Below are 25,779 nucleotides of genomic sequence, written 5' to 3'. Positions count from 1 at the left end.
CCCGTTAATGATGTTTGTACAATAATGCGCCCCCGTTGAGCATGCTCATCAGGGGCGCTTCTTTTTTTATCATTCATCCCCCAACGCCATAACGTGTAATAACGAGGCGAGAGAATATTATGTCAGAACTTATTGTGACGCCGTCGTCCGCAACGCCTGTAGCCGTCAAGCCAAAACAAAAAATCAACCTGCTCGATCTCAATCGCCAGCAAATGCGTGAGTTTTTTAGCTCCATTGGTGAAAAACCTTTCCGCGCCGATCAGGTGATGAAGTGGATTTATCACTATTGCAGCGATGATTTCGATGAGATGACCGACATCAACAAGGTGCTGCGCGGTAAGCTGAAAGAGCTGACCGAAATTCGCGCGCCAGAAGTGGCGGAAGAGATGCGATCAGCAGATGGCACCATTAAATGGGCGATCCGCGTTGGTGATCAGCTGGTTGAAACCGTCTACATTCCGGAAAAAGACCGCGCCACACTTTGCGTCTCTTCGCAGGTCGGTTGTGCGCTGGAATGTACCTTCTGCTCCACCGCGCAGCAGGGCTTTAACCGTAATCTGCGCGTTTCAGAAATTATTGGCCAGGTATGGCGTGCGGCGAAAATTATTGGCGCAGCGCGTATCACCGGTCAGCGCCCGATCACCAACGTGGTGATGATGGGCATGGGCGAACCCCTGCTGAACCTGAACAACGTGGTGCCAGCGATGGAAATTATGCTGGATGACTTTGGTTTCGGGCTGTCCAAGCGCCGTGTGACCCTGTCGACTTCCGGTGTGGTGCCAGCGCTCGACAAGCTGGGCGATATGATTGATGTCGCGCTGGCGATCTCTCTGCATGCGCCGAATGATAAAATTCGCGATGAAATCGTGCCAATCAACAAGAAATACAATATCGCCACTTTCCTCGCGGCGGTACAGCGTTATATTGGCAAATCAAATGCTAATCAGGGCCGCGTGACCATTGAGTATGTAATGCTGGATCATATCAATGACAGTACCGATGATGCCCATGAACTGGCGGCTTTGCTGAAAGAGACACCGTGCAAAATCAACCTGATTCCATGGAACCCCTTCCCGGGAGCGCCATATGGCCGCAGTTCCAACAGCCGCGTTGACCGTTTTTGCAAAGTGCTGATGGATTATGGCTTTACCACTATTGTGCGTAAAACGCGTGGCGATGATATCGATGCCGCCTGTGGTCAGTTAGCCGGTGATGTGGTTGACCGTACCAAGCGAACGCTGCGCAAAAAAATGGCCGGTGAAGAAATTTCTGTGAAAGCGCTCTGAAAGTTGAGACTGAATTGTTTTTTCAGCAATTTCTCTGATGTTGGCTTGCTGTGTTTGGAGTAACATACCAGGCTTCATAACATCAGGGAGACGTTATGTATGCGTAACGGATTACAGTGCGCGTTGCTGAGTGCTTTTCTTGTAAGTGGTTGTGTCACTGACCAGGCGACAAATGCCTCAGCGCAGACGCGACTTCAGCTTGGTCTGGAATACCTTGCGCGCGGCGATATTGCGGCCGCGCAACGTAATCTGCAACGTGCCGAAGCCGCACTGCCACAGGATTATCGGGTGCAGCTGGCTATGGCCCGTCTTTATCAGATGACCGGCGATAACTCTTTGGCGCAACTGCGTTATGATCGGGCGCTAAATCTTGCACCGTTAAATAGTTTTGTCGTTAACAATTACGGTGCGTTTCTTTGCGGTTTAGGGCAGTATGATGCGGCACAACAGCAGTTTAGCCAGGCACAACGTCTGCCGCAGCCCGGAGCCAGAGCAGATAGCTTTGAGAATGCCGGTTACTGCTATCTGAACGCTGGAGAGTTTGAGCAGGCAAAGCGGTCATTATTGTTGGCGGTTCAGGCCGACGGACAAAAAGGGGCGCCTGTGCTGGCTGAAGCCGAAAAGCGATTTGGAAAGGGAGAACGTGCTGAGTCGCGGCTCTTGTTAGATGTGTATCAACACAGCTTGCCTGCTTCGGCAGAGAGCTTGTGGTTAGAGATTCGTTTCGCCGCGTTGGTTAAGCGTAGTGCTGATATTGAGCGTTATGGCACGCAACTGGCGCGAAATTTTCCACAATCGATACAGCACCAGCATTTTTTAGCTAATGAATACTGAAGCCACTGAAGACAAATCTGCAGTAAATTCCACGGGCCAACGCCTGCGTGTAGCCCGTGAAACAATGGGACTGACCCAGCAGAACGTTGCTGAGCGTCTGTGCCTGAAACTTTCTACCGTGCGCGATCTTGAGGACGATAAGTCTCCTGCCGATCTCGCATCGACCTTCTTGCGTGGTTATATCCGCTCGTATGCTCGTCTGGTGCATGTTCCGGAAGAGGAGCTGCTGCCCATGATGGCCAAACAGGCACCGGTTCGTGCAGCAAAAGTTGAACCGATGCAGAGCTTCTCACTCGGCAAGCGTCGTAAAAAACGTGATGGCTGGCTGATGATTTTCACCTGGTTGGTTCTGTTTGTCGTAGTCGGTCTGACGGGCGCATGGTGGTGGCAAAACCATAAAGCGGCGCAGGATGATCTGGTGTCGATGGCGGACCAGAACTCCGCCGCAGAAGGGGATAACAGTCAGTCTATCCCCCTGACCGACAACAGCAGCTCGGCGAACGACAGCGCGACTGAGTCGCCTGTTGCGCCAGCTGACAGCAGTTCTGCCGCGGCGAACAGCAACAGCGCGGCAACCAATGGTTCGGCGGCGGGTGCTAACGCACCGGCGCCTGCGACCAGTGTCACACCGGCTGCTAATTCTGCCGCTCAGGTCGTATCGCCGAGCCAGGCGCCGATCAATAATGCCGCAACGCCTGCGGCTAACGGTCAGGCAACTAACGGTCAGTTGCCTACCGGCAATGCCGGGGTGAACACCCCGGCAGTTGATCCTAATGCGGTGGTGATGGAGTTTAATGCCGATTGCTGGCTGGAAGTCACCGACTCAGCAGGTAAAAAACTGTTCAGCGGCATGCAGCGTGGTGGTGGTAAACTTAGTCTTGCCGGTACTGCACCTTATCGTGTGAAGATTGGTGCGCCGAGCGCAGTACAGATTCAGTATCAGGGTAAACCTGTTGATCTGGGTCGTTTTATCCGTAGCAACCAGGTTGCTCGCCTGACCATCGGTGCGCAATAACGCATCTTTTTCTGGTCTCGAGTGATTGTGGAGAAAGAATATGCATAACGAAGCACCCATTATCCGTCGCAAATCTACACGTATTTACGTCGGCAAGGTGCCGGTGGGCGATGGCGCTCCGATCGCCGTTCAGTCCATGACCAATACGCGCACCACTGATGTTGCCGCGACGGTCAGTCAAATCAAAGCCCTGGAACGTGTAGGCGCCGATATTGTGCGCATCTCCGTGCCTACCATGGACGCGGCAGAAGCCTTTAAACTGATTAAACAACAAGTTGATGTTCCGCTGGTGGCGGATATCCATTTTGACTATCGCATCGCGCTGAAAGTTGCTGAATATGGCGTTGACTGTCTGCGTATCAATCCGGGAAATATCGGTAATAACGAACGTATTCGCCAGGTGGTTGATTGCGCGCGTGACTACAATATTCCGATCCGCATCGGCGTCAATGCCGGTTCGCTGGAGCGAGATCTGCAGGAAAAGTATGGTGAGCCAACGCCGCAGGCGCTGCTGGAATCCGCTATGCGTCATGTTGATCATCTGGATCGTCTTAATTTTGATCAGTTTAAAGTCAGCGTAAAAGCGTCCGACGTGTTTCTTGCCGTTGAGTCTTATCGCTTACTGGCGAAACAGATCAAGCAACCGCTGCATCTCGGGATCACCGAAGCGGGTGGCGCGCGCGCCGGATCGGTAAAATCGGCGATTGGCCTTGGCCTGCTGCTGGCCGAAGGGATTGGCGATACGCTGCGTATTTCGCTGGCGGCAGATCCGGTTGAGGAAGTGAAAGTCGGCTTTGATATTCTGAAGTCACTGCGCATCCGTTCACGCGGGATTAACTTTATTGCCTGTCCGACCTGTTCACGTCAGGAATTTGATGTGATTGGCACGGTAAACGCCCTTGAACAGCGACTGGAAGATATCATCACGCCGATGGATATCTCGATTATCGGTTGTGTGGTCAATGGTCCGGGTGAGGCGCTGGTCTCCACCCTTGGCGTTACTGGCAGCAATAAGAAAAGTGGCTTTTATGAAGATGGCGTGCGTCTGCGCGAGCGTCTGGATAACGACGATATGATCGATCAGCTGGAAGCGCGTATTCGCGCCAAGGCCTCGATGCTCGACGCCAGTCAGCGTATCGACGTGCAGCAGGTCGAAAAATAATCATTAGCCTCAGCCTGTCTGTCGAAAGATGACGGTCAGGTTAAAGAGAGCCTGTTCGGTGCCTTCCTCATGGGTTAAGATGCCGGTCAGGTTCTTTTTTTTTGTATTTAAGCTACTGACAAAGCGGCGCCAGCGTCGATTCAGAAGTCAATTTAGAGAGACATTAAGTGGCAAAGAATATTCAAGCTATTCGCGGCATGAACGATTATCTGCCTGCTGAAACCGTGGTTTGGCAGCGTATTGAGGGCATCCTGAAGCAGGTGCTGGCCGGTTATGGTTACAGCGAAATTCGTTTGCCGATTGTAGAGCAGACCCCATTATTCAAACGCGCTATCGGTGAAGTCACCGACGTGGTTGAAAAAGAGATGTATACCTTCGAAGACCGCAACGGTGAAAGCCTGACGCTGCGTCCGGAAGGCACGGCGGGCTGTGTGCGTGCCGGTATCGAACATGGTCTGCTGTACAATCAGGAACAGCGTATGTGGTACATCGGTCCGATGTTCCGCTACGAACGTCCGCAAAAAGGGCGCTATCGTCAGTTCCATCAGCTGGGTGTCGAAGTATTTGGCCTGCAAGGGCCGGATGTCGATGCCGAACTGATTCTGCTGAGCGCGCGCTGGTGGAAAGCGCTGGGTATTGCGGAGCATGTGACGCTGGAGCTCAACTCGATTGGTTCGCTGGAAGCCCGTGCTAACTATCGTGATGCGCTGGTGGCCTTCCTTGAGCAGCATAAAGAGGTGCTGGATGAGGATTGCAAGCGCCGCATGTACAGCAATCCGCTGCGCGTGCTGGACAGCAAAAATCCTGAAGTGCAGCAACTGCTGAATGACGCGCCGGCATTAGGTGATTACCTGGATGACGAATCGCGCGAACACTTCGCCGGTCTGTGCGCCATTCTTGATGACGCCGGCATTACCTACCGTATCAATCAGCGCCTGGTGCGCGGCCTCGACTATTACAATCGCACGGTGTTTGAGTGGGTGACCACCAGCCTTGGCGCGCAGGGCACCGTCTGTGCCGGTGGCCGCTATGATGGCCTGGTTGAACAGCTGGGCGGACGTGCGACGCCCGCCGTTGGTTTCGCCATGGGACTTGAGCGTTTAGTATTGCTGGTTCAGGCAGTTAATCCGGAATTTGAACCGACGCGTATTGTTGATGTCTATGTTATCGCTTCCGGTCAGGGCGTGCAGTCTGCAGCGATGCTGCTGGCAGAGAAACTGCGTGACGCATTGCCTGAGCTGAAGCTGATGACCAACTATGGCGGCGGCAACTTTAAGAAGCAGTTTGCCCGTGCCGATAAGTGGGGCGCTCGCGTTGCACTGGTGGTGGGTGAAGATGAAGTGAAAGCGGGCCAGGTGGTGATTAAAGATCTGCGCACCGGTGAACAGCAAACGCTGGCGCAAAGTGATGCGGCGGCGACGCTCACGGCGCTTTTGCAATAATTTCGGTGCAGCAGGACATAAGTTAAGGAGAAGGATTGCGTGGAAGTCTATAGCAACGATAACGAGCAGGTTGATGCACTCCGTCGTTTCTTTGCCAACAATGGCAAGGCGTTGGTGGTTGGCGTCGTTTTAGGCGTTGGCGCGCTGGTGGGCTGGCGTTACTGGAGTACCCATCAGGATGGTAATGCGAAAGTGACTTCTGCTGCCTATCAGCAGGTGACTACCGCACTTGATGCCAGCAAACCGGCTACCCTTGAGGCGGCCAGCAAGTTTGCCAGTGAAAACAACAACACTTATGGTGCGCTGGCTTCACTGGATCTGGCTAAACAGTTCGTCGATAAAAACGAACTGGATAAAGCCGCAGCGCAATTACAGACCGGCCTGAAAGCGACGCAGGACGCCAATTTACAGGCGGTTCTGAATCTGCGTCTGGCACGTATTCAGTTGCAGCAGAAGAAAGCGGATGACGCGCTGAAGACCCTCGACAGCGTGAAAGGCGATGGCTGGGTAGCGATTATTGCTGATATTCGTGGCGAAGCATTGTTAAGCAAAGGCGATATGCAGGGTGCGCGTGATGCATGGAGCAAAGGTATTGCTTCTGATGCTTCTCCCGCGCTGAAAGAAATGATGCAGATGAAAATGAATAACTTAGGTTAAGCCATTCAAGAGAGAGCGCATGGAATTACGTAAATACCTGCTGCCCGGGCTGATTTCAGTCACGTTACTCAGCGGTTGTTCGCTGTTCAGCGGCGAAGAAGATGTAGTAAAAATGGCCCCGTTGCCAACAGTTGAAAATCAGTTCACGCCGGAAAAAGTGTGGAGTACTTCAGTTGGTGATGGCATTGGTGACTTCTATTCCAATCTGCATCCTGCATGGCAGGACGGCACCGTATTCGCCGCCGATCGTCATGGCGTGGTGAAAGCGCTGGATGCTGAGAATGGCAAAGAGAAGTGGAAAGTCGATCTGGCGGAAAAAACCGGATTCTTCTCCAGCAACCGACCTGCACTGCTGTCTGGTGGTGTTACGGCGGGTGGTGAACATATCTATATCGGCAGTGAACGTGCGCAGGTTTATGCGCTGAACAGCGCCGACGGCGCGATTGCCTGGCAGACCAAAGTGGCTGGTGAAGCGCTGTCGCGTCCGGTTGTCAGTGATGGTTTAGTGCTGGTTCACACCAGCAACGGCATGTTGCAAGGGCTGGATCAGGCGAGCGGGGCGATCAAATGGTCGGTTAACCTCGATATGCCTGCGCTCTCCCTGCGCGGCGAGTCGGCACCTACCACGGCGTTTGGCGCCGCGATTGTTGGCGGTGATAATGGCCGCGTCAGTGCAGTGATGATGAATCAGGGCCAGCTGATTTGGCAGCAGCGTATTTCGCAGCCAAGTGGCGCGACTGAGATTGATCGTCTGAGTGATGTCGATACCACGCCTGTGGTGGTCAACGGTGTGGTTTATGCGCTGGCTTATAACGGCAATCTGACTGCGCTGGATCTGCGTTCTGGCCAGATTATGTGGAAACGCGAAATCGGTTCAGTCAATGATATGATCGTCGATGGCGGCCGTATCTACCTGGTTGATCAGGATGACCGGGTGATTGCATTGAGTGCTGACGGTGGCGTGTCCATCTGGCGCCAGAGCGATCTGCTGCATCGTAATCTGACCTCGCCGGTGCTGTATAACGGTTATATCGTGGTTGGCGACAGTGAAGGTTACCTGCACTGGCTGAACACCGATGATGGTCGTTTTGTCGCCCAGCAGAAAGTAGACAGCTCTGGTCTGCAAACTGAGCCGGTAGTGGCCAGTGATAAGTTATTGATTCAGGCTAAAAACGGTGAGGTTTACGCGTTTACGCGTTAATTTTCCGGTCTGAAATGCAATGTTCCGGCGGCTCCTGATGATCTCAGGGGCCGTTTCGTTTTTTCTGAGCGGGCGTGTTATCCTTAGCGCCTTCAGCCTGACCAGAACGGTTTATTCCGTTTATAATAATGCATCGTCAGGCATTTAATTTGAGTAATGAGGCTTCAATATGGTACCTGTGGTCGCGCTGGTTGGGCGTCCCAATGTGGGCAAATCTACCTTATTTAACCGTTTAACGCATACGCGAGATGCGCTGGTGGCGGATTTCCCCGGGCTGACACGCGATCGCAAGTACGGTCGTGCCGAAGTAGAAGGGCGCGAATTTATTGCGATTGATACCGGTGGTATCGATGGTAACGAAGAGGGCGTCGAAACCCGTATGGCGGCGCAGTCATTGCTGGCAATTGAAGAAGCCGATGTGGTGCTGTTTCTGGTCGATGCGCGTGCTGGTTTGATGGCTGCCGATATCGCCATTGCTAAACATCTGCGCTCGCGTGAGAAAGCCACCTTCCTTGTCGCCAACAAAACCGATGGTCTTGATGCCGATTCCGCCGTGGGTGATTTCTATTCCCTGGGCTTAGGCGAAGTGCATGCGATTGCCGCTTCGCACGGTCGTGGGGTTACCAGCCTGCTGGAAACCGCACTGCTGCCATGGATGGAAGTGGTCGATCCGAAAGTGCTGAGCGAAGAAGAAGAGAACGAAGCCTACTGGGCGGCGCTGGCCGCCAAAGAGCGCGGTGAAGATCCTGATGCGGTGCCGGAAGAAGTGGAGGATGACTTTAATCCTCTGGATCTGCCGATTAAGCTGGCGATTGTTGGCCGTCCTAACGTTGGTAAGTCCACGCTAACTAACCGTATTCTCGGCGAAGATCGTGTGGTGGTGTATGACATGCCTGGCACCACGCGCGACAGTATCTATATCCCGATGCAGCGCGACGAACGCGAATATATTCTGATCGATACCGCCGGTGTGCGTAAGCGCGCCAAAATCAGCGATACCGTTGAGAAATTCTCGGTAATTAAAACGCTGCAGGCGATTGAAGACGCCAATGTGGTGATGCTGGTCATCGATGCCCGTGAAGGCATCTCCGACCAGGATCTCTCGCTGCTCGGCTTTATCCTGAATAGTGGGCGCTCACTGGTGATCGTGGTTAACAAGTGGGATGGCCTGTCGCAGGAAGTGCGTGACGAAGTGAAAGAGACGCTGGATTTCCGTCTTGGCTTTATCGACTTTGCGCGCATTCACTTTATCTCTGCGCTGCATGGCAGCGGTGTGGGTAACCTGTTTGAGTCGGTCACTGAAGCGTATGACTGCTCTACCCGTCGTATTAACACCTCAATGCTGACACGCATTATGACCATGGCAGAAGAAGACCATCAGCCGCCACTGGTGCGTGGACGTCGTGTGAAGCTGAAATATGCTCACGCCGGTGGTTATAACCCGCCAATCGTGGTGATCCACGGCAACCAGGTGAAAGATCTGCCGGATTCCTACAAGCGTTATCTGATGAACTACTTCCGTCGTTCACTTAACGTGATGGGCACACCGATTCGCATCCAGTTTAAAGAGGGCGATAACCCGTTTGCGGGTAAACGTAACCTGCTGACGCCAAATCAGCAGCGTAAACGTAAGCGTCTGATGTCGCATCTGAAGAAAGGCAAGAAGTAAGCCTTACTCCAAACGGGAGCCTTAACAGGCTCCCGTTTGTTTTTATACAGGGCAACGTAAGCGTTCACTCACCGTCGCGCCATAACATTTCCAGTTCTGGTGGTGCGGCGCTCTCGGGGATCAGCATAATAATATCACCGCTGCTCTGATGGGTGCTGTAACTGATTTGCAGGCGATAATAGCGCTGATCCCCCCGTCCGGCAGAGCAGGCTGGCCCGGGCGGTTCACCCTGCGCCAGCGCCTTACGCAGAATATCGCAGACGCGCTCGCGCTGTGGGCTGGCAAGCTGAGCCAGCGCAATACGCCGCTGCGCCGCCAGTTTCGGCAGATAAGCAAAGCCGCCTTCGCGCGCCAGTTCAATTACTGTGTCATCGCTCAGTTCAGGTAATGGGTTCATGGCAGTACGCCTGTCTGTTTCCACGCCTCTTCGATAGCCTGCGCCACCGATTTATTAAACCGCTGCTGGCCGTGCAGGATAGTGAACTGCGCAAAAGTGGCGAAATCGGCATCCTGCGGCAGAGCTTTATCGCATACTGTATCGTACCAGGCGTAACCTGCCTGCTCCCAGCTGTTACCGCCCAGTGCTTTCGCCGCCAGACAGAAAGCGCGATTCGGGATGCCGGAATTAAGATGTACGCCGCCGTTGTCATCACGGGTGGTGATGTAATCGCGCATATGGCCGGGTTGCGGATCTTTACCGAGCATCGGATCGTTGTAGGCGCTGCCCGGCTCTGACATTGAACGTAAACCGCGTCCCTTGATCCCTTTCGCCAGCAGCCCTTCACCAATAATCCAGTCGGCCTGATCGGCACTCTGTTGCAGATGGAACTGTTTCACCATCGCCCCGAACACGTCAGACAATGATTCGTTCAGCGCACCGGCCTGGGAAAAGTAGATCAGACCGGCTTCGGTTTCCGTCACGCCATGGGCCAGCTCATGCGCCACCACATCAATGGCGATGGTAAAACGGTTAAATATTTCGCCGTCGCCGTCACCAAATACCATCTGTTGCCCGTTCCAGAAAGCGTTCTGGTACTCCTTGCCATAATGCACGCTGCCCATCAGGGTTAATCCCCGATTATCCAGTGAGTTGCGCTGGTAAGCCTGCCAGAAAAAGTCATAGGTAACGCCAAGATAGTTCCACGCTTCTTCTGCCGCGATATCACCGTTAGCCGCTTGTTGTTCGCTGCGAACCAGCTTACCGGGCAGAGTTTGCTGCTGCTGTGCGTCATAGATTTCGCGGTCGACCTGACCAGGATGGGCTTTTTGTGGCGCGACCGGTTTTTGCCAGTTTTCCGCCATCAGGGCTTGTACATGAGTCAGGGTATGCCGGGCATGGAACTGTTGCTGGTCAGAGCCATGGTCAATGATGTTGCGCAGGATATAGGGTGGAATAACAGCATTAGGCATTCTTACTCCCTTGCGGTTGGTAAGTGTCCGCAAAGTATAGTCTGGATATGCGTCTGATGCCGGAACGTTGAGCGGAGCCGCCGCCGATTTTTTAGCGGCGTGGTTTTTTTAATGCAGTAATTTCAGTAACCTGACTCTCCACCCAGCCATCGTCAAGACGGGTTTTCAGTGTGTCGCCAGGCTGCAGCTGTCTGGTTTTTTTCACCACTTTACCGTCGGCGGCGGTGGTGACGCTAAAGCCGCGCGCCAGCGTCGCCAGCGGGCTGACGCCTTCCAGCTGAGCGGCGAGGTTGCCAAATCGCTGCTTATCGCGATTAAGTTGGGCTTGCATCCCCTGTTGCAGACGATAGTGCCACTGTTGCAGCTGCTGTTGTGCGCGATGGATGCGTCCCTGCGGCTGATATGCCATCAGGCGCTGCTCAGTGCGCTCCTGAAGGCGCGTGGCCTGACGCAGGCGAAACTGTATGGCATCGTCCAGACGTCGCTGTAGCTTAAACAGGGACGTCTGCTGACGTGCCAGGCGTAACTGTGGGTGTTGCTGTTGCAGGCGATGATGCAGTTTGCTGAAGCTGCGCTGCTTTTGCGCCAGATAATAATCCATCGCCATCTCCATCCGCTGCTGTTGCGATTGCAGCTGACGTAGCAGTTCGATCTGATTACGGCTGACCAGTTCGGCTGCGGCAGAAGGGGTTGGCGCGCGCAGATCTGCGACAAAGTCGGCGATAGTGACATCAGTTTCATGGCCAACAGCGCTGACAACCGGAATGCGGCTGGCAAAAATGGCGCGCGCCACCCGTTCGTCGTTAAAGCTCCAGAGGTCTTCCAGCGAACCGCCGCCGCGTCCGACAATCAGCACATCGCACTCGTCGCGCAGGTTGGCCAGCTCAATGGCGCGCACAATGCTGGCTGGCGCATCCACCCCCTGAACCAGAGTGGGGTAGATCACCACCGGCAGCGAAGGGTCACGACGATGTAATACGCGCAGCACGTCGTGCAGCGCCGCACCGGTGGCCGAGGTAATCACGCCAACCTGACGTGCCGGATCGGGTAATGGCTGTTTAAACTGCTGATCAAATAATCCTTCGGCCGCCAGTCGCTGTTTCATCTGCTCAAATTGCTGCTGCAGCAGACCATCACCCGCTGGCTGCATGCTTTCGGCAATCAGCTGATAATCGCCACGCGGCTCATACAGGGTAATAGTGGCGCGCACTAAAACCTGCTGGCCATTTTGTGGCCGGAAGGTGACGCGTCGGTTACTATTACGGAACATTGCGCAGCGAACCTGAGCGGTTTCGTCTTTCAGCGTAAAGTACCAGTGACCGGAAGAGGGCTGAGAAAAATTGGAGATCTCCGCGCTTAGCCAGATTTGCCCCATCTCCATTTCCAGCAGCTTACGCACTGTGGTGTTGAGACGGCTTACGGTAAAAATATTTGCTGCTGGCGGTAGCGACATGTGACGGAGATCAAACTTTTAAATCAGAGGGTTAATCCGTCGATACTACATTGCTGGTACAGGGGATCAAGAGTTTTTGTTAAATAAAGCTGGAGGCAATCGATTACGCTCTGTATAATGCCGCGGCAATATTTTATCTGTTCTCATTCACCCCAGGTTGAGATATTGCCATGCTAAGAATCGCGAAAGAAGCACTCACATTTGACGACGTTTTACTCGTTCCTGCACACTCTGACGTCCTGCCAAACACGGCGGATCTCAGTACCCAGCTGACAAAATCCATCCGTCTGAATATCCCTATGCTGTCCGCTGCTATGGACACCGTTACTGAAGCACGTCTGGCCATTGCGCTGGCTCAGGAAGGCGGCCTCGGTTTTATCCACAAAAACATGCCGATCGAACGCCAGGCGGAAGAAGTTCGCAAGGTGAAGAAACATGAGAGCGGCGTGGTTACCGATCCACAAACCGTTCTGCCAACGACCCCTCTGAGCGACGTTAAAGCGCTGACCGAACGTAATGGTTTTGCCGGTTACCCGGTGGTTAACGGCGCTAACGAACTGGTCGGTATTATTACCGGTCGTGACGTGCGTTTTGTGACTGATTTAAGCCTGCCGGTTTCTGCGGTGATGACGCCGAAAGAGCGTCTGGTCACGGTAAAAGAAGGTGAAGCACGCGAAGTTGTTCTGCAGAAAATGCACGAAAAACGCGTCGAAAAAGCGCTGGTAGTGGACGATAAGTTCCATCTGCTGGGCATGATCACCGTTAAAGACTTCCAGAAAGCCGAACGTAAACCTAACGCCTGTAAAGACGAGCATGGCCGTCTGCGCGTCGGTGCGGCGGTTGGTGCTGGCGCCGGCAACGAAGAGCGTGTTGATGCGCTGGTGGCTGCCGGTGTTGACGTTCTGCTGATTGACTCCTCACATGGTCATTCCGAAGGCGTTCTGCAACGTATTCGCGATACGCGCGCCAAATATCCTGATCTGCAAATCGTTGGCGGTAACGTGGCGACCGGCGCGGGCGCTCTGGCGCTGGTTGAGGCGGGTGTCAGCGCAGTGAAAGTGGGGATTGGCCCTGGCTCGATCTGTACTACCCGTATCGTTACCGGTGTGGGCGTTCCGCAGATTACTGCGGTATCCGACGCGGTTGCAGCGCTGGAAGGCACCGGTATTCCGGTTATCGCTGATGGCGGCATCCGTTTCTCTGGTGATATCGCCAAAGCTATCGCTGCGGGCGCATCCTGCGTGATGGTCGGCTCAATGCTGGCGGGTACCGACGAATCTCCGGGTGAAATCGAACTCTATCAGGGTCGTGCATTTAAATCCTATCGCGGCATGGGTTCTCTGGGCGCGATGTCCAAAGGCTCTTCTGACCGTTACTTCCAGACCGATAACGCCGCTGACAAACTGGTGCCGGAAGGTATCGAAGGTCGCGTCGCGTATAAGGGGATGCTGAAAGAGATCGTTCATCAGCAGATGGGTGGTTTGCGTTCATGTATGGGCCTGACCGGCTGTGGTACTATCGATACCCTGCGCACCAAAGCGGAATTTGTACGTATCAGCGGCGCTGGCATCTCTGAGAGCCACGTCCATGACGTGACCATCACCAAAGAGTCGCCGAACTACCGTATGGGTTCTTAATCGCGCTTCAGATTCACCGCCCGGCTTAAGTCGGGCGATTTCATTATCAGCATTACATCGCTCTGGAATAGCCTCAATGACGACGGAAAATATTCATAAACATCGCATTCTGATCCTCGATTTCGGTTCTCAATACACCCAGCTGGTTGCACGCCGCGTGCGTGAACTGGGCGTCTATTGTGAGCTTTGGGCGTGGGACGTCACCGAAGAGCAAATTCGTCAGTTTAATCCGAGCGGTATCATTTTGTCCGGTGGTCCGGAAAGCACCACTGAACACGACAGCCCGCGCGCGCCTGATTATGTGTTTACTGCTGGCGTGCCGGTATTGGGTGTGTGCTACGGCATGCAGACGATGGCGATGCAGCTGGGCGGTAAAGTTGAAGGTTCCACCGAGCGTGAATTTGGTTATGCGCAGGTTGAAGTAAATGTCGCCAGCGCACTGATTCGCGATATCGAAGATGCCATCAGCCCGGCCGGTAAACCGCTGCTGGATGTGTGGATGAGCCACGGTGACAAAGTTACCGCTATTCCGTCTGACTTCGTTACCGTCGCCAGCACCGAAACCTGTCCGTTTGCGATTATGGCTAACGAAGAGAAACGTTTCTACGGTGTGCAGTTCCACCCGGAAGTGACCCATACCCGTCAGGGCCTGCGGATGCTTGAGCGTTTCGTGATGGATATCTGCGAGTGTGAAGCGCTGTGGACGCCAGCGAAGATTATTGAAGATGCGGTTGAGCGTCTGCGTGTGCAGGTTGGCGGCGATAAAGTGATTCTCGGCCTGTCTGGCGGTGTGGATTCATCCGTCACTGCCATGCTGCTCCATCGCGCGATTGGCGACCGTCTGACCTGCGTATTTGTCGACAACGGCCTGCTGCGTCTGAACGAAGCAGAGCAGGTAATGGAGATGTTTGGTGACCATTTTGGTCTGAACATTATTCATGTGGCGGCGGAAGCGCGTTTCCTGGATGCGCTGGCCGGTATTGATGAGCCAGAAGCGAAGCGTAAAACCATTGGTCGCGTATTTGTTGAAGTGTTCGATGAAGAAGCTATCAAGCTGCAGGATGTGAAGTGGCTGGCGCAGGGCACCATCTATCCTGATGTGATTGAGTCTGCGGCTTCTGCTACTGGCAAAGCGCATGTGATTAAATCACACCATAACGTGGGTGGCCTGCCGAAAGAGATGAAGATGGGCCTGGTGGAGCCGCTGAAAGAGCTGTTCAAAGACGAAGTGCGTAAAATCGGTCTGGAGCTGGGTCTGCCGCACAGCATGCTGTTCCGTCATCCGTTCCCGGGGCCGGGTCTGGGCGTGCGTGTGCTGGGTGAAGTGAAGAAAGAGTACTGCGACCTGCTGCGCCGTGCTGATGCGATCTTTATCGAAGAGCTGCACAAAGCCGATCTCTACAATAAAGTCAGCCAGGCCTTTACCGTATTCCTGCCAGTACGTTCGGTTGGCGTGATGGGTGATGGTCGTAAATATGACTGGGTTGTATCCCTGCGAGCTGTCGAAACTATCGACTTTATGACCGCACACTGGGCGCATCTGCCATATGATTTCCTTGGCCGCGTGTCAAACCGCATTATCAATGAAATCAATGGTATTTCCCGTGTGGTTTATGATATCTCCGGTAAACCGCCAGCGACGATTGAGTGGGAATAAGTTTTAGTTAATTCCTGCGCTATCATGATGCGTTAAGTTAAAATAAACCCTCTGTTTTTACAGGGGTTTTTTGTTTATGGGGGAACATGAAGTTTCAGTGTGTAAGTATCCCGCTTAACCGAACCATTCACTTTTAGAGATCTTCCGGCATACTGATTATGTCCCTGAGGAGATTGTAAGTATCCCGATAAAACGGTCCATTCACTTTTAGAGATCTTCCGACATACTGATTATGTCCTCTGAGGAGATCGCCATGCGTAAAGCCCGATTCACCGAACACCAGATCATTGCCGTTCTGAAGTCTGTCGAAGCCGGACGTACCGTTAAGGACGTCTGCCGCGAAGCGGCAATATCCGAAGCCAGCTATTACAACTGGAAAGCAAAGTACGGCGGAATGGAGGCTTCAGATATCAAAAAGATGAAAGATCTTGAAGACGAGAATCGTCGCCTGAAGCAGATGTTCGCCGACCTGAGTCTGGAATGCCGGGCGCTGAAGGACGTTATCGAAAAAAAGCTCTAAAACCAGCGATAAAGCGGGAGCTTGTCAGCTATCTGACTGCACAATTTTCCATGAGCATCCGCCAGGCATGCAGGACAGTATCGCTGAGCAGGACGGTGTATTTTTATCAGCCCGATACCCGGCGTGATGAACCGGTGATCCTGGCGCTGACTGAACTGGCAGAACGCTATCCGCGATACGGATTTAAGAAGCTTTTTCAGGTACTTCGCAGGCAGGGTAACGCCTGGAATCATAAGCGTGTTCACCGGATTTACTGCCTGCTGAAACTCAATTTTCGCCGCAAGGGGAAACAACGTCTTCCGGTGCGCAATCCGGCTCCTCTGGCAACGCCGGAAGCACTCAACCAGAGCTGGTCGATTGATTTTATGCACGACGCGCTGACATGTGGGCGACGTTTTCGGACTTTCAACGTCGTGGATGATTTTAACCGTGAGGCTCTGGCCATAGAAATTGACCTGAATATCCCGGCGCAGCGGGTTGTGCGGGTGCTGGACAGGATAGTGGCAAACCGTGGATATCCGCTGAAGATGCGGATGGATAACGGCCCGGAGCTGATATCACTGGCTCTGGCACAATGGGCTGAGGACCATGGCGTGATGCTGGAATTTATCAGGCCAGGCAAACCGACACAGAATGCCTTTATCGAACGCTTTAACCGGACGTACCGGACAGAAATCCTGGATTTTTATCTGTTCAGAACGCTGAATGAAGCACGGGAAATCACAGAGCGCTGGCTGACGGAATACAACAGCGAGCGGCCTCATGAATCCCTGAATAACCTGACGCCGGAAGAATACCGGCTGATGGCTGAAAAACCGGAACTCTCAAAAAGTGTGTGGAACTAAAACAGGTATGCTTACAAGATCACCATGCGTAAAGCCCGTTTTAGCTGAATGAGATTGCAGTCGCCATAAAATGCGTGGAGATAAACAGAACGGCGAGAGATATCTGCCGCAAATCAAAAGTTTCAAAACCATTTATCTTCAGGACTTGTCCACTGACACACTATAAACGAAAATTTCACTACATAATTAAAACCCTACCATTCGTATTCCCATCCCCACGAATGTACACCTTGTATTGCATGAAGAATGGCACATGCATGGATGCTTTTCGAAATATAGTTAAAATGCTTTCCTGAATAAGATTTGTCAATTTCAGGAGGGCAAATATAGCTCAGTGTGCCTAAGATAGTCATTCGCCTTTGCATTTCATTATAAAGTTGCTGCGACTCTTTTAGTTGAAAATGTTCTTTATTACCTTCTTCTATCAATTCTTCAATATGTCTGGCGCTCTTATAAAAAAATGGCTGTAATTGTTTATGTAAAGAGCTAAAGGTGTTTAATTCTTTTTGTATTGTAGTCATTAAAATATCAAGTTTTGACTGATCAATTCTTGATATCATTTCCAGCAGCATGTTGCAAAAATAAATATCATTTTTTAAATCTTGCTCCATGTGTAAATTGGGGTTTGATATGTATTTTTCTTTTGTAACTGTTCTAAATGAGCTCCCCCCAAACTTGTTGATTTGTGGATTAAGCATGTCCTCTATGTTAGATATTTGGTAAAGTCTGTGAGAAATGTTTTGCGCTGTTTGCCAGACTAATTGGCCTTTGAATGTATAAAAAACCATCTCAGAACTTTCGTGAATTAAGTGCCTTAAACGCCTGTCTGTATCTGGATTAATATCAAATTCATCAAAGTGATGGACTATCGTTATTAATGTTTTACCAGCCAGTTGGCTTAGTTTTTTTATTTCACCCTTATGTTTTTTTTTGACTTCAATGAGTGCTTTTTGATACATGGAGTGATGTTCTGATAGATGAGAGCGATAGTCATTAATAAAGGTTTTTTTTGCAAAATCACTCTGTTTTTTTGCATAAAGCATACTTAGCACTGATACAGTTAAAGCTGCTAATGACAATGAATCTGATAATCCTATACTCATTATTTCTCCATCAGTGTTAAATTTTCATTCAATTTTCAATTGCTTTTCTCAGTATATGCTTAATTATCCTGAAAGTGGGGAATCAGCCTAACCCCAGCAGCCCGAGTAATCTCAGTAAGCGTAGTAATCGTTGGATTACCATTCTCAGATAATGTTCTGTAGCGCTGCTGACGGGATAACCCTGACTTTTTAGCTATTTCACCAATCACACCACGTGCCTCAACGACATGGCGCAATACAGTAGGGAACGCACCGACTCCGCCTTCTTCATAGATATCTTCTAATGCTGTCTGAAGATATACCTCAGCGTATTCTGGATCTTCCCGTAGCTCGGCTATCAATGCATCATCGTGGCTAACGGATTTTTTGTATTTAGACGATTTAGTGATGATAGTCATAATGTTACCTCTGTTGATAATCCCGCCAGTATTGAACCGAATTATCTAAATCACTTTTTTGGCTAAATTGTCGCCATCGGCTAGCAGTAGAATAATTTTATTACCGTCCATTGCGTAGTGTACCCGATATCCCGGTCCGTAATCGATTCTAAGCTCCCATATCCCATCTTATGGTCACCAAAGTTTCCCTTTTCAGCGCAGTCTATCCTGATATCAATTTTGGAAGCGGCGCGAGGATCTTTCAGCAGATCTTCCGCCAGCTCAATACATCCATTTTTCCACTACGGCATCGCCCAGCCGCTCGCGCAGCAGGTCTTCATTTTCCTCCTCGCCATGGGCTTCGAGCAGGCACTTAAACATCAGTACGTCGAGGTACTGGCCCACGTCGGTGAATATTTGCGTGAGCATAGGCGAGCAGTCGTGATCGAAGTACCAGACCTCGCCCGTTTCCCGGTGAAAGCACCACATATTGCCGTTACCCAGATAGTCGCCGAAGACGATCAATTGGTTGACCAGCGCCCACTGTGGCTCGGCGTCGGAGGCATCTTCCAGAATGTCAGTAATGCCGGGCCAGGCATCGCGTAGCGGTTCGATGTTGGCATATTTCTCAGGCGTCACGCCACACAGCGTTTCGGCCAGGTTCAGAGTGCCAATTTGCTCGTGATAGGTGCGAAGTAACGGGGGAATGGCACAACCCAGACGCTGTTCGAGTGCTTCCAACGCTTTGGGGCTGACCGGAGTGAGGGGCGCAGGTTTTTCCCATTGTGCCAGCCAGGTTACGACACAGGCATGCCACCACTCCAGACGTGCTTTATCATCGGTAAATTCTGGCCAGACCAATGGCGGGATGTCGCTGTCAGGCACAGGTTTGTTGGTGTATGAATTCATATCTGGCTTTGGCCTCAAAGGTTAAATTGAACAGGTTATCAAACTTCGCTGGCAGATCTGCGCCGTAGATTTGTATGGCAAATACAAACTATTAGCAATGATGTTTTCGTCTGGCAATAATTCTACCCTGCCGCCGTTAATGGAAACATTTATGACTGAATTTCAGTGCAAATATTGCATCAGAAAATTGATGATGAAGAAAGTTATAAAAATGATTTATACTGCTTTAATGCTATGAAAACAAATAGAAATTGCATCAGGAAAAATCTTCTTCTGACGATTAGAAAGGGAGTGGATGGGAAAACAAAATTTACCATTGGTATAGATGGTGATGCTTATGTTTTGGATAATAATAAAATACTAAAAATCCAGCAGAATAAAAACTGGTAAGCACAGGGTTCCAGAGACCTGGCGCGATCGGGAAAAGAGCGACACGATGCAGTGCCATCAGGATGTATTCTCTGTTGATAATCCTGCCAGTGGGCAGCAGACCAGCGTCTGACTGCACCCGTCAATGAGAAAGCATAAAAATTTCAAATTTCACCCTGTCTGGATCAAAGTCGTTGTTGATAGTTCTGATTATGATTTCGCGCCCGGCCTGAGAGCGTCGGCGTGGGTTTAACCATTTCAGCATATCAATAATGATTTTGAGGACTTATGGGCAGCACTAAATTAGCTAACCCGGCTCCGCTGGGTCTGATGGGTTTTGGCATGACGACAATTTTACTGAATCTGCACAACATCGGTTTTTTCCCGATGGATAGCATTATCCTGGCAATGGGGATTTTCTATGGCGGTATCGCACAAATCTTTGCGGGCCTGCTGGAATATAAAAACGGCAATACCTTCGGTTTAACCGCCTTTACCTCTTACGGTTGTTTCTGGCTGACGCTGGTGGCGATTCTGCTGATGCCGAAGATGGGGCTGACAGATGCGGCAAACGCGCACTTCCTCGGCGTTTATCTGGGGCTGTGGGGCGTATTTACCCTGTTTATGTTCTTCGGCACCCTGGCAGGCAACCGCGCGCTGCAATTTGTTTTCCTCAGCCTGAGCCTGCTGTTCGCCCTGCTGGCGATGGGTCATCTGGTGGATAGCCAGCGCATCATTCACACGGCAGGCTGGATTGGTATTGTCTGCGGCGCCAGCGCTATTTACCTGGCAATGGGTGAAGTGCTGAACGAACAGTTTGCTCGCACAGTTCTGCCGGTGGGTGAAGAACACTAATTGCTTCCTTGCTTGCCTGCGCGCGCAGGCAAGTCTCTCTCCCGCAACGTCCCGTAAATTATCGTATGAGAATAGTTTTCTCTGATTACTTATCGCATCGAAACTTTACATGAGATAACGGACGAAAAAATGAGACCATGCAGCTATAAAGTGCAAAGGTGTGGTTAAACGATAGGGGGAAAGCGGTGCGGGAGTTATCTGAATTAATCGACCAGCAGGAACCAGCCTGGCTGATGGTGCAGGAGTGGTTAAGCAATGCGACCAATGACTATGAGGTTCTGCCGCGTGATGCGGATCTCGCCCGGCGGGCATTACATCAGCTTCAGGTAACGACACGCTCGCCGATGGGGGCTGTGGTATTCGAAACGGGTGGGATCCTGATCGACAACGGCTGGCTGCGGATTCTTGGTTCAGGGCATTCCCGCCTGACACGCAGCCCCGCTGCGTGGACGCAGTCGAAGGCTGAATGCCAGTCGTTGCAGGCGCTGTTGATTGCTGACGATGCCTCGGGTGGTTTTTTTGCTGTTAACGGTGGCGGGCTTGGTGAGGATATCGGCTGTGTTTATTACTTTGCCCCGGATTCTCTCGAATGGGAGAGCCTTGAGGTGGGTTATTCGGCCTTTCTGCAATGGGCATTATGCGGTGACCTGGCGCTGTTTTACCAAACCGTTCGCTGGAATGGCTGGGGTGAAGAGCCATTGCCGCCAGCGGGTGACGAGGTTTACGCTTTTTTCCCCTTTTTATGGACCGAGCCACATTTATCCGTGGAAGAACGTTCCCGCTCCATCGTGCCGATTGAGCAACACTGGCGTCTTACGCAGGAATTAAAACAGCAATTAATATAACGCCATGCGCGGTCTGTCTATTATGTTTACAGGCCATGTCAGGAAATAGATTATGTCAGATTAACTATTGAAAAACGTGGGGTGATATATCTTGTTAAGTTTTAAATAAAAGATGTAAGTGCATTTTTTCTCACTCAGTAATAAATGGTGTGTTATTAATTTGCAAGTGGGGTTTATTTCGTGGTTATTGTAGTAAAGCATTCTGCTTAATGTTATTTTTTTTAGCCTCGCAGTGAATTTACCATCATAAAATGGCATAATTTCACTGCGGAATTATTATTTGGCAAAGCCACTTATATGGTGTTTTTAAACGCTGGATGCTGTGTCTCAGGCTTTAATTCATCTTATTTAAAACGCATAACCGTCACAAAAGTCAAAAAAAACAAGTAACCGCGTTGCATCGTGCGCGCAACGCGCTATATGTTAATTTTATGTTTAAACACGATGGTTAGGGGCTGAGCTTATGAATAAAAAAATGGGTGCTATAGCTGCTTCACTGGCGACGATATTTTCCGGTTCCATTCTGGCGGCGGTTCCGCAGGGCTATCCTGCTGATTATCAGAAAGTGGTTGATGCCGGCGTGAAGGAGGGCAAAGTTGTCATCTACTCAACCACAGACACTAAAGCCGCTGGCCCTCTAATCAAAGGTTTTGAATCACTGTACCCGGGAATTAAAGTTGAATATAACGATATGAACAGTACCGAACTGTATAACCGTTATATCAGCGAACAGGCTTCAGGCGGCGCCAGTGGTGATGTGGTCTGGAGTTCTTCAATGGATACTGGCCTTAAACTGGCGACAGATTATGCCGCGGAGTATGCTTCGCCGGAGCTGGATAAATTGCCGAAATGGGCGGTATGGCAGCAAAAGGCGTATGGCACAACCTACGAGCCGGTGGTATTTATTTATAATAAACGTCTGATTCCCCAGGGCGATGTACCGGATTCACATAGCGCACTGGCAAAATTGATCGCCAGTCAGACCGACAAATTTAAAAATAAAGTCACCACTTATGATATTGAAAAATCCGGGCTTGGCTTTATGCTCGCTGTGCAGGATCGTAAGGCCGATGCGGACTATTTCAAAACCCTTGGCGAGGTGGCAAAAGGCGGCCTGACGGTACAGTCATCGACCGGTACGATGATGGAACGCGTCTCCTCCGGGGAAAACCTGATTGGGTATAATATCCTCGGATCCTATGCTGAAGCGCGGGCGAAAGGCGATGCATCGCTGGGCATCTCTTATCCGAAAGATTATGTGCTGGTGCTGTCGCGTGTGTCATTTATCAGCGATCAGGCTGAGAACAGCAATGCCGCGAAACTATGGCTTGACTATGTATTGTCGGAAAAAGGGCAGAGCATTCTTGCCAACCAGTCCGATATTCCCTCCCTGCGGAATGATATCGAAGGCAAAAATGATATTGACGGCATCACCAAAATTCTCGGCAATGCGTTGAAACCGATTCCGGTTGATGAGTCGCTGCTGGAATATCTCGAGCCGAAAAAACGCCTGGAGTTTATTAAGCAATGGCGCGCAGCCGCGGCCAAATAAACTCTGCTTCGGTTGCGTGTTTATGACGCGCAACCCTCTTTATCACCCAACTGGTTGGCATTAAGCATCTGACCAAAGGGATGGCATATGAATAGCTTGCGCAGAAAGTGGCAGGGGTTGCCGCGTGGCGTAGTGGTATTGATAACGGCACTGGTTATTTATATACCGCTACTGTTTATCATCGTGCAGAGTTTTCTCTCTGCGCCTTTTTTTGCCCGTAGAAAAGAATTCAGTCTCGAGTCTTTTGCGTTTATTTTTACCGACCCCGATTTCTGGCATGCACTGGAATCAGGATTTATTCTGGCATTTGGGCTGGTGATCATCGCGATTCCTCTGGGCGGGATCCTCGCTTTTTTAATGGTGCGCACCGATTTACCCGGTCGCAGAATTATTGAACCCCTGATTCTGGTGCCGATATTTGTTTCCCCGATGGTGCTGGGCTTTGGCTATGTGGTGGCCGTTGGCCCGGTAGGCTTTTTCTCCCGCTGGGCAGAGCAACTGCTTGGTTTTGTGCCGTGGAACATCTATTCGATGTTCAGCATTGTGGTGATCGCGGGTCTGACGCATGTACCGCATGCCTATCTCTATATCTCTTCGGCGTTACGCAGCGTCGGCTCCGATGTGGAAGAGGCCGCCAGAACGGTGGGCGCTTCGCCGCTACAGATAATGACTGCTGTCAGCTTGCCGATGGTACGCCCATCGATTCTCTACGCCTGTGTGCTGCTGTTTTTCCTCGGACTGGAAGTGTTCGGCCTGATGCTGGTGCTGGGCGATCCGGAAGGCAATATGGTGCTTGCCACTTACCTGTATAAACTCACCAACAAGCTGGGCACTCCCTCTTACCATCTGATGGCGGCGGTGGCGGTGGTGCTGATCTGTATCACTATCCCACTGGTGATGCTGCAACGCCGGCTGATGCGCACCGCTAACCGCTTTGTCACGATGAAAGGCAAAGCCTCTCAGGCGCGGGCGCTGCCGCTTGGCAAATGGCGCTGGGTGGCCGGTGCGGTAGTAATGGCCTGGCTTACCGTCACCATTGGCGTGCCATTGCTGGGCGTGGTGCTGCGCGCCTTTATTTCCAACTGGGGTGTCGGCGTCTCAGTGTGGGATGAACTGTCACTGGATACCTTCCGCAATATCTGGCAGCAACCGAATCTGCTGCGCGCCATCGTTAACTCTATGGCCATCGGGGTGTTTGGCGGTGCGCTGGCCGTGCTGTGCTATCTGTTTGTCGGCATCGCCATGCACCGTAAGCAGGATAACGTCACGCGATTCCTTGATTACAGCGTGCTGGTTCCACGTGCGGTGCCCGGGCTGCTGGCCGGGCTGGCATTTCTGTGGGTGTTCCTGTTTCTGCCGATGTGGCTGGATCAGTCGCTGAAAAATGGCTGGCTTTCGCTACTGCCGGTGGCGGAATGGCTGCGTGAACATCTGATCGTCTGGCTGCGCTCGTTGCGAAGTACCATTTTCAGCGTCTGGCTGGCCTACACCGTGGTGTGGATGGCTTATGGCTTGCGCCTGATATCCTCAACGCTGTTGCAGGTGGGGCCGGAGCTGGAAGAAGCGGCGAGAAGTACCGGCGCCACGCGCGGACAGGTAACTCGCCATATCACCGTCCCGCTCTCGCGTTACGGTTTGATTGGCTCCTGGCTGTTGATGTTCCTGATTTTTGAGCGTGAGTATTCCACCGGGGTTTATCTGCTCTCCTCCGGCACGGAAACCATTGGTTCCATGCTGGTTTCCCTGTGGGCGGCTGGCGCCATTGATATCGTGGCGGCGCTCTCCTTTATTAATATCCTGCTGGTGGTCATTGGCCTTGGTGTGGCTCTGCGCTTTGGAGTGAAATTACATGATTGAACTATCGGTAGAAAACCTGCATCTGACCTATGGCGACAACCCGGTGCTGAAAGGCGTTTCAATGCAGCTGAATAAGGGGGAAGTAGTATCGCTGCTTGGGCCTTCGGGAAGCGGAAAAACCACCTTATTGCGTGCGGTCGCCGGGCTGGAAAAACCGACCCAGGGGAGAATTACCATCGGCAGCAATATTGTCTATGATGGCAACCCCCGCAGTGAGATCCCGGCGGAAGAGCGAAATCTGGGGCTGGTGTTTCAGTCGTATGCGTTATGGCCGCACAAAACGGTGTTTGAAAATGTCGCCTGGCCACTTAAATTGCGTAAAGTGGCTGCAGCTGAAATCAACCAGCGGGTACAGAGCGTGCTCGACCAGCTTGGCCTCGGGCATCTGGGCAAGCGCCACCCACATCAGCTTTCTGGCGGGCAGCAGCAACGCGTGGCGATTGGACGTGCGCTGGTCTATAACCCACCGGTTATTCTGCTTGATGAACCCTTATCTAATCTGGATGCCAAGCTGCGTGAAGAGGCCAGAGTCTTCCTGCGTGAGCTGATTGTTAAACTGGGATTGTCAGCACTGATGGTGACGCATGATCAGAATGAAGCGATGGCGATTTCTGATCGCATCCTGCTGCTGAATAATGGCGTGATAGAACAGCAGGGGACACCACAGGAAATGTATGGCACGCCGTCAACACTGTTCGCCGCCGAGTTTATGGGCAGTAACAACCGCTTGCATGGCAAAATTACCGAGGTGGCGGAAGGAAAGGCGCGTATTGAAGGCGCGAAGTGGGCGCTATGGGGGCGCGCTGGCGCAGGGGTAAGCGTCGGCCAGCACGCTACGGCCGTAATTCGCGTTGAACGCCTGCATTTTAGCGAATCGCCTGCGGAAAACTCGCTTGAGCTTCCGCTCCTGACCAGTATGTATCTTGGCGACCGTTGGGAATATCTGTTCCGCACCGAAGGAGATGATTTTTCTATCCGTGTATATGGCAAAGAGATACGTAACGCACAACATTGTCATATTACGTTGCCCGCCAGTGATTTGTGGATTTTCCCCAAACAGTGAAGACGTAGCAGTCAAAACAGCGATTTCATCTTGACCCCGACATCCAAAATAACCCTCTGTT

23 protein-coding genes are annotated in these 25,779 nt (G+C 51.7%); 17 read left to right on the top strand and 6 right to left on the bottom strand.

Annotated elements, in window-relative coordinates:
* Positions 1-119 precede the first annotated feature (119 nt).
* From rlmN to der, 8 genes are all read left to right on the top strand, one after another.
* Positions 120-1,286: a dual-specificity RNA methyltransferase RlmN gene (gene rlmN, locus J2125_RS05465; protein WP_017803178.1), complete on the top strand. Its 1,167-nt coding sequence runs from the start codon at positions 120-122 to the stop codon at positions 1,284-1,286.
* Between the two features lie 99 nt (positions 1,287-1,385).
* Entirely contained in the window at positions 1,386-2,120 is a 735-nt protein-coding gene (gene pilW, locus J2125_RS05460) for a type IV pilus biogenesis/stability protein PilW (RefSeq protein WP_017803179.1), read from the top strand.
* Positions 2,110-3,135: a cytoskeleton protein RodZ gene (rodZ, locus tag J2125_RS05455; protein WP_017803180.1), complete on the top strand. Its 1,026-nt coding sequence runs from the start codon at positions 2,110-2,112 to the stop codon at positions 3,133-3,135. Before pilW ends, rodZ begins: the two co-directional genes overlap by 11 nt.
* Positions 3,136-3,175: 40 nt before the next feature.
* Positions 3,176-4,297, top strand: coding sequence for a flavodoxin-dependent (E)-4-hydroxy-3-methylbut-2-enyl-diphosphate synthase (ispG, locus tag J2125_RS05450; protein WP_017803181.1), 1,122 nt, complete (start codon positions 3,176-3,178; stop codon positions 4,295-4,297).
* Between the two features lie 167 nt (positions 4,298-4,464).
* Complete coding sequence (hisS, locus tag J2125_RS05445) at positions 4,465-5,739, top strand: histidine--tRNA ligase (RefSeq protein WP_026111993.1); 1,275 nt, start codon at positions 4,465-4,467, stop codon at positions 5,737-5,739.
* A gap of 39 nt (positions 5,740-5,778) precedes the next feature.
* Positions 5,779-6,396: a YfgM family protein gene (locus J2125_RS05440; RefSeq protein ID WP_017803183.1), complete on the top strand. Its 618-nt coding sequence runs from the start codon at positions 5,779-5,781 to the stop codon at positions 6,394-6,396.
* Positions 6,397-6,415: 19 nt separating this feature from the next.
* Positions 6,416-7,597, top strand: a complete 1,182-nt coding sequence (gene bamB, locus J2125_RS05435; protein ID WP_017803184.1) for an outer membrane protein assembly factor BamB — start codon at positions 6,416-6,418, stop codon at positions 7,595-7,597.
* A gap of 169 nt (positions 7,598-7,766) precedes the next feature.
* Complete coding sequence (gene der / locus J2125_RS05430) at positions 7,767-9,266, top strand: ribosome biogenesis GTPase Der (RefSeq protein WP_017803185.1); 1,500 nt, start codon at positions 7,767-7,769, stop codon at positions 9,264-9,266.
* Positions 9,267-9,330: 64 nt separating this feature from the next.
* Here der and J2125_RS05425 read toward each other — a convergent pair whose 3' ends face one another.
* The 3 genes from J2125_RS05425 to xseA all read right to left on the bottom strand — a co-directional run bounded on the left by J2125_RS05425 (position 9,331) and on the right by xseA (position 12,129).
* Entirely contained in the window at positions 9,331-9,663 is a 333-nt protein-coding gene (locus J2125_RS05425; protein ID WP_017803186.1) for a protealysin inhibitor emfourin, read from the bottom strand.
* The gene (locus tag J2125_RS05420; protein WP_017803187.1) at positions 9,660-10,676 is read right to left on the bottom strand and encodes a M4 family metallopeptidase; all 1,017 of its coding nucleotides are present in this window, start codon (positions 10,674-10,676) and stop codon (positions 9,660-9,662) included. Before J2125_RS05420 ends, J2125_RS05425 begins: the two co-directional genes overlap by 4 nt.
* Positions 10,677-10,767: 91 nt before the next feature.
* Positions 10,768-12,129 carry an exodeoxyribonuclease VII large subunit gene (xseA, locus tag J2125_RS05415; protein ID WP_017803188.1) on the bottom strand — a complete coding sequence of 454 codons (1,362 nt, stop codon included), beginning with the start codon at positions 12,127-12,129 and terminating at the stop codon, positions 10,768-10,770.
* A gap of 170 nt (positions 12,130-12,299) precedes the next feature.
* On the opposite strand from xseA, the gene guaB reads away from it, so the two are divergent.
* From guaB to J2125_RS05400, 3 genes are all read left to right on the top strand, one after another.
* Positions 12,300-13,766 (top strand): IMP dehydrogenase, encoded by a 1,467-nt coding sequence (gene guaB / locus J2125_RS05410; RefSeq protein WP_026111994.1) that lies wholly within the window; start codon positions 12,300-12,302, stop codon positions 13,764-13,766.
* 76 nt (positions 13,767-13,842) lie between these two features.
* Positions 13,843-15,423 carry a glutamine-hydrolyzing GMP synthase gene (guaA, locus tag J2125_RS05405; protein ID WP_017803190.1) on the top strand — a complete coding sequence of 527 codons (1,581 nt, stop codon included), beginning with the start codon at positions 13,843-13,845 and terminating at the stop codon, positions 15,421-15,423.
* A 253-nt stretch (positions 15,424-15,676) separates the two neighbouring features.
* Positions 15,677-16,788 (top strand): IS3 family transposase gene (locus tag J2125_RS05400; RefSeq protein ID WP_209499454.1). Its coding sequence is split into 2 segments (ribosomal slippage): positions 15,677-15,938 and positions 15,938-16,788, totalling 1,113 coding nucleotides; the frame shifts between segments, so codons are not numbered across the junction.
* 194 nt (positions 16,789-16,982) lie between these two features.
* Here J2125_RS05400 and J2125_RS05395 read toward each other — a convergent pair.
* The 3 genes from J2125_RS05395 to J2125_RS05385 form a co-directional block, all read right to left on the bottom strand.
* Positions 16,983-17,891 (bottom strand): hypothetical protein, encoded by a 909-nt coding sequence (locus J2125_RS05395; protein ID WP_040462544.1) that lies wholly within the window; start codon positions 17,889-17,891, stop codon positions 16,983-16,985.
* 59 nt (positions 17,892-17,950) lie between these two features.
* Positions 17,951-18,289, bottom strand: a complete 339-nt coding sequence (locus tag J2125_RS05390) for a helix-turn-helix domain-containing transcriptional regulator (protein ID WP_017803192.1) — start codon at positions 18,287-18,289, stop codon at positions 17,951-17,953.
* Positions 18,290-18,550: 261 nt separating this feature from the next.
* On the bottom strand, positions 18,551-19,177 hold the full coding sequence (locus tag J2125_RS05385) for an SMI1/KNR4 family protein (protein WP_017803193.1): 627 nt from the start codon (positions 19,175-19,177) through the stop codon (positions 18,551-18,553).
* 165 nt (positions 19,178-19,342) lie between these two features.
* On the opposite strand from J2125_RS05385, the gene J2125_RS05380 reads away from it, so the two are divergent.
* From J2125_RS05380 to J2125_RS05355, 6 genes are all read left to right on the top strand, one after another.
* Complete coding sequence (locus J2125_RS05380) at positions 19,343-19,567, top strand: DUF943 family protein (protein ID WP_017803194.1); 225 nt, start codon at positions 19,343-19,345, stop codon at positions 19,565-19,567.
* Between the two features lie 267 nt (positions 19,568-19,834).
* Positions 19,835-20,401, top strand: a complete 567-nt coding sequence (satP, locus tag J2125_RS05375) for an acetate uptake transporter (protein WP_017803195.1) — start codon at positions 19,835-19,837, stop codon at positions 20,399-20,401.
* Between the two features lie 185 nt (positions 20,402-20,586).
* Entirely contained in the window at positions 20,587-21,246 is a 660-nt protein-coding gene (locus J2125_RS05370) for a DUF2625 domain-containing protein (protein ID WP_017803196.1), read from the top strand.
* 475 nt (positions 21,247-21,721) lie between these two features.
* Positions 21,722-22,798: an ABC transporter substrate-binding protein gene (locus tag J2125_RS05365; RefSeq protein ID WP_420864408.1), complete on the top strand. Its 1,077-nt coding sequence runs from the start codon at positions 21,722-21,724 to the stop codon at positions 22,796-22,798.
* Between the two features lie 87 nt (positions 22,799-22,885).
* Positions 22,886-24,655: an ABC transporter permease gene (locus J2125_RS05360; protein WP_017803198.1), complete on the top strand. Its 1,770-nt coding sequence runs from the start codon at positions 22,886-22,888 to the stop codon at positions 24,653-24,655.
* Positions 24,648-25,718 (top strand): ABC transporter ATP-binding protein, encoded by a 1,071-nt coding sequence (locus tag J2125_RS05355; protein ID WP_017803199.1) that lies wholly within the window; start codon positions 24,648-24,650, stop codon positions 25,716-25,718. The genes J2125_RS05360 and J2125_RS05355 overlap by 8 nt, the downstream gene beginning before the upstream one ends.
* Positions 25,719-25,779: the final 61 nt, after the last annotated feature.

The organism is Winslowiella toletana, from assembly GCF_017875465.1.
Classification (GTDB): domain Bacteria; phylum Pseudomonadota; class Gammaproteobacteria; order Enterobacterales; family Enterobacteriaceae; genus Erwinia; species Erwinia toletana.
The sequence above is the reverse complement of the archived record's forward strand: the minus strand, read 5'-3'. Positions and strand labels throughout refer to the sequence as shown.

Bases quoted from the DNA above. Each gene is read 5' to 3' on its own strand.
- rlmN (WP_017803178.1), top strand. From the start codon at position 120: ATGTCAGAACTTATTGTGACGCCGTCGTCCGCAACGCCTGTAGCCGTC.
- pilW (WP_017803179.1), top strand. From the start codon at position 1,386: ATGCGTAACGGATTACAGTGCGCGTTGCTGAGTGCTTTTCTTGTAAGT.
- rodZ (WP_017803180.1), top strand. From the start codon at position 2,110: ATGAATACTGAAGCCACTGAAGACAAATCTGCAGTAAATTCCACGGGC.
- ispG (WP_017803181.1), top strand. From the start codon at position 3,176: ATGCATAACGAAGCACCCATTATCCGTCGCAAATCTACACGTATTTAC.
- bamB (WP_017803184.1), top strand. From the start codon at position 6,416: ATGGAATTACGTAAATACCTGCTGCCCGGGCTGATTTCAGTCACGTTA.
- der (WP_017803185.1), top strand. From the start codon at position 7,767: ATGGTACCTGTGGTCGCGCTGGTTGGGCGTCCCAATGTGGGCAAATCT.
- J2125_RS05425 (WP_017803186.1), bottom strand. From the start codon at position 9,663: ATGAACCCATTACCTGAACTGAGCGATGACACAGTAATTGAACTGGCG.
- J2125_RS05420 (WP_017803187.1), bottom strand. From the start codon at position 10,676: ATGCCTAATGCTGTTATTCCACCCTATATCCTGCGCAACATCATTGAC.
- xseA (WP_017803188.1), bottom strand. From the start codon at position 12,129: ATGTCGCTACCGCCAGCAGCAAATATTTTTACCGTAAGCCGTCTCAAC.
- guaB (WP_026111994.1), top strand. From the start codon at position 12,300: ATGCTAAGAATCGCGAAAGAAGCACTCACATTTGACGACGTTTTACTC.
- guaA (WP_017803190.1), top strand. From the start codon at position 13,843: ATGACGACGGAAAATATTCATAAACATCGCATTCTGATCCTCGATTTC.
- J2125_RS05395 (WP_040462544.1), bottom strand. From the start codon at position 17,891: ATGAGTATAGGATTATCAGATTCATTGTCATTAGCAGCTTTAACTGTA.
- J2125_RS05390 (WP_017803192.1), bottom strand. From the start codon at position 18,289: ATGACTATCATCACTAAATCGTCTAAATACAAAAAATCCGTTAGCCAC.
- J2125_RS05385 (WP_017803193.1), bottom strand. From the start codon at position 19,177: ATGAATTCATACACCAACAAACCTGTGCCTGACAGCGACATCCCGCCA.
- satP (WP_017803195.1), top strand. From the start codon at position 19,835: ATGGGCAGCACTAAATTAGCTAACCCGGCTCCGCTGGGTCTGATGGGT.
- J2125_RS05365 (WP_420864408.1), top strand. From the start codon at position 21,722: ATGGGTGCTATAGCTGCTTCACTGGCGACGATATTTTCCGGTTCCATT.
- J2125_RS05360 (WP_017803198.1), top strand. From the start codon at position 22,886: ATGAATAGCTTGCGCAGAAAGTGGCAGGGGTTGCCGCGTGGCGTAGTG.
- J2125_RS05355 (WP_017803199.1), top strand. From the start codon at position 24,648: ATGATTGAACTATCGGTAGAAAACCTGCATCTGACCTATGGCGACAAC.